This is a genomic window from Bartonella sp. AU18XJBT (assembly GCF_028618595.1).
Taxonomy (GTDB): Bacteria; Pseudomonadota; Alphaproteobacteria; order Rhizobiales; family Rhizobiaceae; genus Bartonella.
Window position 1 is genome coordinate 1 of record NZ_JAQITE010000052.1, and the last position, 7559, is coordinate 7559.

Below are 7559 nucleotides of genomic sequence, written 5' to 3' on the forward strand. Positions count from 1 at the left end.
ACTTATCATGTTCTGGATTCTCTTCTAAAATATTGGGATCGTGAAAAGAGACAGGAACGACATTTTCCATTAAAGCTTTGCGCATATGATGATCGATAGCTCCAATAAGGCTCGCAGCATCACATCCCACTTGCGCCGCAATTTCAGCACCAAAGCGATAGGCAAAATTGAGCATTGTATCTCGATGCGCTCTTCCAAAGTGCCATGCTTCTTTTCTCACTTCTTCTCGATCAACAGTTGTTTCGCGTAACTTTTCCAGAGCAATCTTTTCTTTTGCTAGCGCAACTTGCATTCGCTCTAGTTTTATCTTGTATTCATTGGCTCCATCTGTGGAGGCTTGTTTAATCTTTGTCCGCACCTTTCCATCAGGCGCTAAAAGTGGGGCAGGGCGCTTTGTTGGATTCTCATTCCAGATAGCTGTTGCAAGGGCTTCATTAACAGAACCATCTTCAAAAAGAGCCGCATCAAATTTACCTGTTTTAAAGCGAGAAATCACCGCATTATGTGAAACACCCATCTTCTTCGCAAACGCACGAACCGATAGACCCTCACGCGTTTTCTTATTCATAGTTGCTCCTTGCTTTCTTCTCTGCCATAAGAAGTAAGAGTTTACGGTGTTACGAATGATTGACAATCAGGTATAATCGGGTATATATTCCGGTATGAAAACAGATACACTCCAAATTACACAAGAATTGTTGGCTCTCATTACTGAGATTGATGAGTTCAAAGGGGCATGGCGCGCTCTTGCTACTCTTGCACCTGAGCGATTGAACGCTCTTCGCCATATTGCTACTGTTGAAAGTATTGGATCTTCTACACGCATTGAAGGGAGTAAGTTAACAGACCGCGAAATCGAACAGCTTTTGGTAAACTTAGAAATTAAACGTTTCAAGAGTCGTGATGAACAAGAAGTTATCGGTTATGCCAAGGTTATGGAAACAATCTTTCAATCTTGGAGTGATATTTCTATTACTGAAAATCATATTAAACAACTTCATCGTGATCTTTTGTGTAATAGTGAGAAAGATCAACGACATCGAGGTGAATATAAGACTTTACGCAATGATGTAGCAGCATTTAATTCTCAAGGAAAAATGGTTGGCATTGTTTTTGAAACAGCTACACCATTTGATACACCATACCGAATGCAAGAGCTTATTACTTGGTTCAATAAAACCAATGAATTAAAGGATCTTCATCCTTTACTTACGATTGGTATTTTTAATGTTACATTTTTAGCTATTCATCCTTTTCAAGATGGAAATGGACGTTTAAGCCGTATCTTAACCACCCTTCTTTTGTTAAAAAAAGGTTATGTTTATGTACCATATTCATCACTTGAAAGCATTATTGAGAATAATAAAGAAAGCTATTACTTAGCTTTGAATCAAACTCAAAAAACAATTTATACTAAAACACCCAATTGGGAACCTTGGATACTCTTTTTTTTACGTGCTCTACAAAAACAAAAACGCCAATTAGAAATAAAAATAGAGAGTGAAAAAAAAGCTCTTTTTTCCTTATCTGAATTGGCTCTTAATATTCTTGATTATGTGCGTAATCACGGACGTGTTACAACCCGCGATATGGTGCGTGAGGTTGGTGCAAGCCCTAATACACTTAAAGTAACCTTTACATCATTAGTTGAAAAAGGCCTTTTGATACGTCATGGTGGGGGACGATCAACTTGGTATAGTGCACCTTAATTTTATTGCCTTCTTAACCACCTCCCCATTGTTGATAATGGGGAGGGGAGGCATATTTTTTACTTAAGCGGCTTTCACAATAGGGGGGTCCAAATTTGGTTCGTAAGTTTTCAATAAAGGCACCATAACTGTAGGAAACTCTGAATATCCAAAATCTGTAAGAATTGCTAGAATCTTGAGTGCATTCGGCAACTCATCTTGAAGTTTTAAAATCAATACTTTTTCTATCATGCCCATGACCTGAACCAGCGCATTACAATCCCCATATCCAACGCTTTGATGATTAGAAAATTGAGATAATGCCATCCACAAATCGCATAAGAAGTTAGTATCTATCTTCTTCATTGTACACCTCCATGGATTTGTTCTCTTAAACATGCCAATCCTCTAGATGTGATTTTCGTTGAAGGCAGCACCTTTTCTGTTCCGTCCGGTCTTTGAATGGTAATAGCAGGACAGTCCATAAATCCTTTCTTAATTTTGTCTTGATAGGGCAACAGAGGCGCCCCTGGAGCCCAGACCCAATCATGTTTACGCAAGTAATCTGTTAAATCCTTTGGTCGCACTTCTAACATCTTTGCTGCTTCAATAAGACCGAACAAACCATCAGAACGCTTTAAACCATCAAGTGCTTTTGCTTTTGGTGCTAATTCAGCGATAACATGATCTTTATGCTCGATTTGATTTTGTAAGTGATTCAAAACACCAAGCAATGCTTCCGGTTTGGAGTAGTCAACTTGTGGTGTCACTACTTGTTTCAAAAGCCACTCACATTTGATAAAGTATTGACGCGCTTCATGCCCTTTGTCATTACGTTCGATCATGGAAAGGTGTTTAGCCATGTCTAAGGTAATGTGGTATTCTTTAACTTTCCCACCGTTTTCTAAATTTTTAGAAAGCGTTATAAAGTCTATATTTTCTCGAAATTTGCATTCTTTAATGCGATTTTTAATCCAGTCTGCAAATTTTGATGTAATTCCCAAAAATACGTGCAAATCACGCGCATTAACAGTTTGAACAGTTTCCTGATCAATGACCTGTTCTTTAATTTCTATGAGATTGTTCATAAAGAACTCCTTGCTACTTAGAGGTTTCTTATTGACACTCTACAAGAGTGTCGGGTGTTAAGAAACACGGTAGCAAGTCCGCCGTTATGCTTTTCCCAAAAGGGTATTTTATAGCGTAACTACACCCGACAAAGTCATTATATGCGTGTAACATACAATGAGTCAAAGCTTTTTAATGTGCGGAAAACTGATTATTTCGACAATCAATCCGCTTGCTATCAAGGTGTTTCTTAGGCACCTGATTCGATTATTCATATTGTCACTACATTGTCAAGTGGCAATGTAATGTTTTTATAAAAATAATCCGTTAAATCCTTTGGTCGCACTTCTAACATCTTTGCTGCTTCAATAAGACCAAACAAACCATCAGAGCGTTTTAAACCTTCCAAAGCTTCTGCTTTTGGTGCTAATTCAGTAATAACATGATCTTTATGCTCTATTTGATTTTGTAGATGATTCAAGACGCCCAGTAATGCTTGAGGAGTTGAGTAATCTATTTGTGGTGCAGCTATATGTTGTGTTGCTACTTGTTTTAACTGCTTTTCACATTCGATAAAATATAAACGAGCTTCTCTACCTTTCTTATTATTCTCAAGCATAGAAAGTTCTTTGGCTACGCTTAAAGTGAGATGATAATCTTTAGAGGGACGACCTCCTTGGAGGTTTTCCCCAAAGTTGGTGAAAACTAAATAATCCTGATTTTCTAATAAATTATATTTGTTGATGCGATTTTTAATCCAATTTCTAAATTCAGACTTTATTTCCAAAAACGCATGTAAATCACGCGCGTTAACAGTTTGAACAGTTTCCTGATCAATAACCTGTTCTCTAATTTCTATAAGAGTATTCATAATGAATTCCTTATGGTTAGACGTTTGTTAATGACACTCAAAAAGAGTGCCGGGCGCTAACAAACACGGCCATAAGTCCGTCGTTACACTTTCCCCGCAAGGGTATTGTATAGCGTAACCACACCCGACAGATATTATTATACGCATGTAGCATATAATGAGTCAAAGTCTTTAATGTATAGGAGACTGATTATTTCGGCAACCAATCCGCTTATGGTTCTAAGGTGTTTGTTAGGCACCTGATTCGATTATTCACATTGTCTCCACATTGTCAAGCAGTAAAAACTATGGTTGTGAAAAAATAGTCTCTACCTGTAAACTCATTTTTTTACTATAGCGTAGAGGAAAATAATATCTAAAGTATTTGCAGGGATAGCGGTACACGTAAATTTATATTGACGTTATTCTAGAGTAATGTCTAATATATCTTTCGATTCAATGTAACCGCTCATAAATGTTACTTTTGCTTTCTTATTCAGAATGTGAGCTATTTTAGCCAAATCAAACATGGCTTTTCCAGCAATGTTATTACAGTACCAATTCCCTAACTGTCTATTAATTCGTAAAGTGCAGTAATATGTACTCATATTCATTGTAACAAAATCTATATGACCCTCTTCTACATAAGGTCCAGCGATGGAGGGTTTTATCATTGATATTATCATTATCAAGGGTAGAAATATTTTTTCTTTAATTTTCATAATTGTTTTCTCCTTTAAAATTTAAATTAGTAGAATTTAATATTATCCTTACCCTAAAGGATAAAGATTTCTGGGATCTTTAATATATAAGTAGATTGGCTTTTTTCGGTGAGTTTCTACTGCTGATTGCTTATGTAATCCACTTTATAGGCGGTTCTATGGGCAGCAAGTCCTACATCCAATGGGTTTATAGTATTTGTTTTTATATTTACGCTCTAAAGAACGAGGCTTTACAGTATGAATAATAAGATTATTCTTTTTATTTATGTGTTATTGTAAAATAAAATATATAATTTAGGGTATAAGTAGATATGCTTGTAATCTTATTTTAATCAAGATAAATAAATGGTGTTGCAAGTATAGTGTAATAAGATTTCCAAAACCACTCCGTTCCAAAAATCTGTGCTGATTTTATGGGGGAACAGAATGATCTTAACTGGCAGTGAGCATATGTAACCCATGGCACTAGATTCCAAGCTTGATGTTCAATAGGGAAAGCGGCTAGCTGCGGTTGAGCTCCTCCTGATGTAAGGCCCGCATATAATTGCTCTCTGTAATCTGGATTCCGAACAAATGGACCAACAACTCCTCCGCTCGATCTTTGCCACCCAATAATTTGTTCCCAGTGAATTACACCCAATGCAGCGACTTCTCGCTCATGTTCATATGGAGAAAATCTCCCTAACGATGCATTAACATCAATGAAATTAGGGGTAACTCTGATATGATAAATATAACCATCATGATTAAGGTAATCATATACCCAATTAGCTGCAATAGGGAAGTGTCTTGTTGTAGATACATAGCCAGAATTATAGCGTGACATTCCTGTTGCAGTTCCATGTACATGATTCCATAAACTTATATCTGGTGGAGGTTGATTAGGCCGTGTTCCATCCATCCCTCGTGGTAGGAAACCGCCATCACGTTTTACTTCTTTAGGAGACTGCATAACCGCTCGATAAACTGTATTATTATCATTGTCATCGGCAAAGACATGCTGTGAAAACACAACAATTATTATAGTAATAAATAATTTAAACATTTTTTTCTAATCTCATTACTTAAATTAACATCTTTTCTGTGCTGAAAATGGAGAAGATAAGATCATGTTTTAAACTAAGCAGCTTTTACTATAGATCTTGTTAAAAACTGCTTTGCTTCTTCAATTAAGGCTTTATATTTCCTGTTTTCTTTGTTTACTCTGGAGGAATAGATTAAGACGAACATGGATAGGAATTAAAAGATATAAAGCTTTTTCAGTAGGATTCATGCCATTTCCAATGGCTTGGTAAATCAAAGCGTATGTCATTATCATAATTAACAAATTCGCTTCTTAATTTTTTCTCACACTCAATGAAATAGTGACGATCTTGATGTCTTTATTTCATTGCGTTCAATCAGGGAAAGCTATCTAGAGCGAGACTTGATGATTAATTGCTGTAACAGCTCCAGATTTTGCGCTCCCCAATTTTGAGGACCGCAAATCTTGTGTTTTTATAAAATCATTTATCTCTTCAAATTCATATTGCCGCCATATTGTCAAGCGGCAATGTAATCTTTTTCTAAAAAATAATCGCATACTGTACAGTGTACATATTTAAATCGTTATTTATCAATGAGTTAAGTGTACAATGTACAGTCAATTTGAAAATTCTGTCGCTAGCAATAGTTTGCGCTAGCCTGCCCCGCAACAGACCCAACCCGCTGGGAAGTACCTTTTGAATTGATTTTATTGTATTTTTTCTGGAAAAAGCGAAGCATAATCGATAATCTCCTTTGAATTAATATCCTCCCCACTCTGAAAGCAGGGAAGATGAGATCATATTTTAAATCTAAGCGGCTTTCGTAACAGATTTTGCTAGAACCTGTTTTGCTTCCTTAATGAGAGCTTTGTATTTTCTGTTCTCTTCATCTACTCTGAAGGAATCAAGAAGACGAACATGAATTGGACCCAGAAGATACAAAACTTTTTCACCAGCGTTCATACCCTCCCAATAGCTTGGCAAATCAAAGCGCGTATCACGATCATAATTGGTCTGCTCTTGACTCTCGAGTTCTATCCAGCGGTCAATGATCTTAGCGCGCAGTACTGTACTGTACCCTGAAACTAAGATAAGACATTCACGCTTAGGTAGTTTATAGCAGATTAATTTACGTCCTGTAGAATCCTTATAATTTCCTTGAAATTTACTCACCTCAATTTTGAGGTCAGTACATATTTGTCGAATATCTCTTACAATATTGTCATGCCTTTTATCGCATAATTCCGCAATTTCACGGCTAGACATTGTTAAAGTGGTTTGGGCGTTTACTAAATTTTTCATAACGAACTCCTATCTACTTAGATGTTTTCTATTCAAACCCCAAGGGGTATCGGGTGCTAGAAAACACGGTAGATAGTCCGTCGTTGTGCTTTTCCCAAAAGGGTATTGTATAGCATAACTACACCCGACAAGATCATTATATGCGACGAGCATAGAATGAGTCAAAGCTTTAATGTGCGGAGAAGAGATTGTGTCGGCAATCTATCCGCTATCTATCAAGGTGTTTTCTAGGCACCTGATTTAACGATATACGTTTTCCGTGAATCTTGTCAAGAAAGAAAATCTCAGTGTATAGCAAACATAGCTTAAGAACATTATTTAGCTTTCTTATTGGCGGCATATTTTTGACGAGCAAGTTGGTACTGTATGTTGGCAATTAATCTTTCATTGGCTTTTTTTACAATAGCACTTGCAATTTCTGGCTTGGACATCACTCCAGCAATTGAGGGGCCTTCTTGTTTTGCAATGGGAAATTGGTCTCCATCATCTCTTTGAAAAACATTACCATTCAGCTTTTTTAATTCAACACGCTTTGGAAAACTCCCACCTTTGATAAAAGCATGGGGTAAGATTTCTTTCTTTCCAAACATTTTGTAAGTCACACCGCGTTTTGTTTCTTGTGCTTGAAAAAATTTAAGAGGTATCGGTGTTCCAGAACCAATGATATCTGTCTCGAGAAGCTTTGCTGTAGCCTTTCCTTTAATATAAACGCCTTTTCTGACACGCTTTGATTGGGTTGATGTAACATCAGCAATTTGTTTTTCTGCAAAGCGTTCCACTTGTTTTGCAGAGGTGTTTAGAGCATTACGCAAAGCCCAATTAAGGCGTGGTGCTTGAAGACTGGTGAAGGTATCCTTCACCTGTTGAAGATACCATTTTTGATGGATGATTAACTTCAACTTCT

The 7559-nt window shown here is 36.8% G+C and carries 9 protein-coding genes and 1 pseudogene; 1 reads left to right on the forward strand and 9 read right to left on the reverse strand.

Annotation, left to right across the window (positions count from 1 at the left end):
- A partial coding sequence (locus tag PVV60_RS08950; RefSeq protein ID WP_273724406.1) for a hypothetical protein occupies nucleotides 1–568 on the reverse strand: 568 nt, incomplete at its 3' end.
- A 94-nt stretch (nucleotides 569–662) separates the two neighbouring features.
- Between PVV60_RS08950 and PVV60_RS08955 the strand changes: the two genes are divergently transcribed.
- The gene (locus tag PVV60_RS08955) at nucleotides 663–1709 is read left to right on the forward strand and encodes a Fic family protein (protein ID WP_273724408.1); all 1047 of its coding nucleotides are present in this window, start codon (nucleotides 663–665) and stop codon (nucleotides 1707–1709) included.
- A gap of 63 nt (nucleotides 1710–1772) precedes the next feature.
- On the opposite strand, the gene PVV60_RS08960 is transcribed toward PVV60_RS08955, so the two are convergent.
- The 8 genes and pseudogenes from PVV60_RS08960 to PVV60_RS08995 form a co-directional block, all read right to left on the reverse strand.
- Nucleotides 1773–2054, reverse strand: a complete 282-nt coding sequence (locus PVV60_RS08960) for a hypothetical protein (protein WP_273724410.1) — start codon at nucleotides 2052–2054, stop codon at nucleotides 1773–1775.
- Nucleotides 2051–2776 (reverse strand): antA/AntB antirepressor family protein, encoded by a 726-nt coding sequence (locus tag PVV60_RS08965; RefSeq protein ID WP_273724412.1) that lies wholly within the window; start codon nucleotides 2774–2776, stop codon nucleotides 2051–2053. Before PVV60_RS08965 ends, PVV60_RS08960 begins: the two co-directional genes overlap by 4 nt.
- A 251-nt stretch (nucleotides 2777–3027) precedes the next feature.
- A complete protein-coding gene (locus tag PVV60_RS08970; RefSeq protein WP_404977306.1) occupies nucleotides 3028–3627 on the reverse strand; it encodes an antA/AntB antirepressor family protein in 600 nt (199 codons plus the stop codon).
- A 401-nt stretch (nucleotides 3628–4028) separates the two neighbouring features.
- On the reverse strand, nucleotides 4029–4328 hold the full coding sequence (locus tag PVV60_RS08975; RefSeq protein ID WP_273724414.1) for a hypothetical protein: 300 nt from the start codon (nucleotides 4326–4328) through the stop codon (nucleotides 4029–4031).
- Nucleotides 4329–4656: 328 nt separating this feature from the next.
- The gene (locus PVV60_RS08980; RefSeq protein WP_273724415.1) at nucleotides 4657–5340 is read right to left on the reverse strand and encodes an enterotoxin A family protein; all 684 of its coding nucleotides are present in this window, start codon (nucleotides 5338–5340) and stop codon (nucleotides 4657–4659) included.
- A 107-nt stretch (nucleotides 5341–5447) separates the two neighbouring features.
- A pseudogene (locus PVV60_RS08985) lies at nucleotides 5448–5738 on the reverse strand (phage antirepressor Ant); the annotation flags it as partial.
- Between the two features lie 425 nt (nucleotides 5739–6163).
- The gene (locus tag PVV60_RS08990) at nucleotides 6164–6655 is read right to left on the reverse strand and encodes a Rha family transcriptional regulator (RefSeq protein ID WP_273724417.1); all 492 of its coding nucleotides are present in this window, start codon (nucleotides 6653–6655) and stop codon (nucleotides 6164–6166) included.
- 314 nt (nucleotides 6656–6969) lie between these two features.
- Entirely contained in the window at nucleotides 6970–7554 is a 585-nt protein-coding gene (locus PVV60_RS08995; RefSeq protein WP_273724419.1) for a hypothetical protein, read from the reverse strand.
- Nucleotides 7555–7559: the final 5 nt, after the last annotated feature.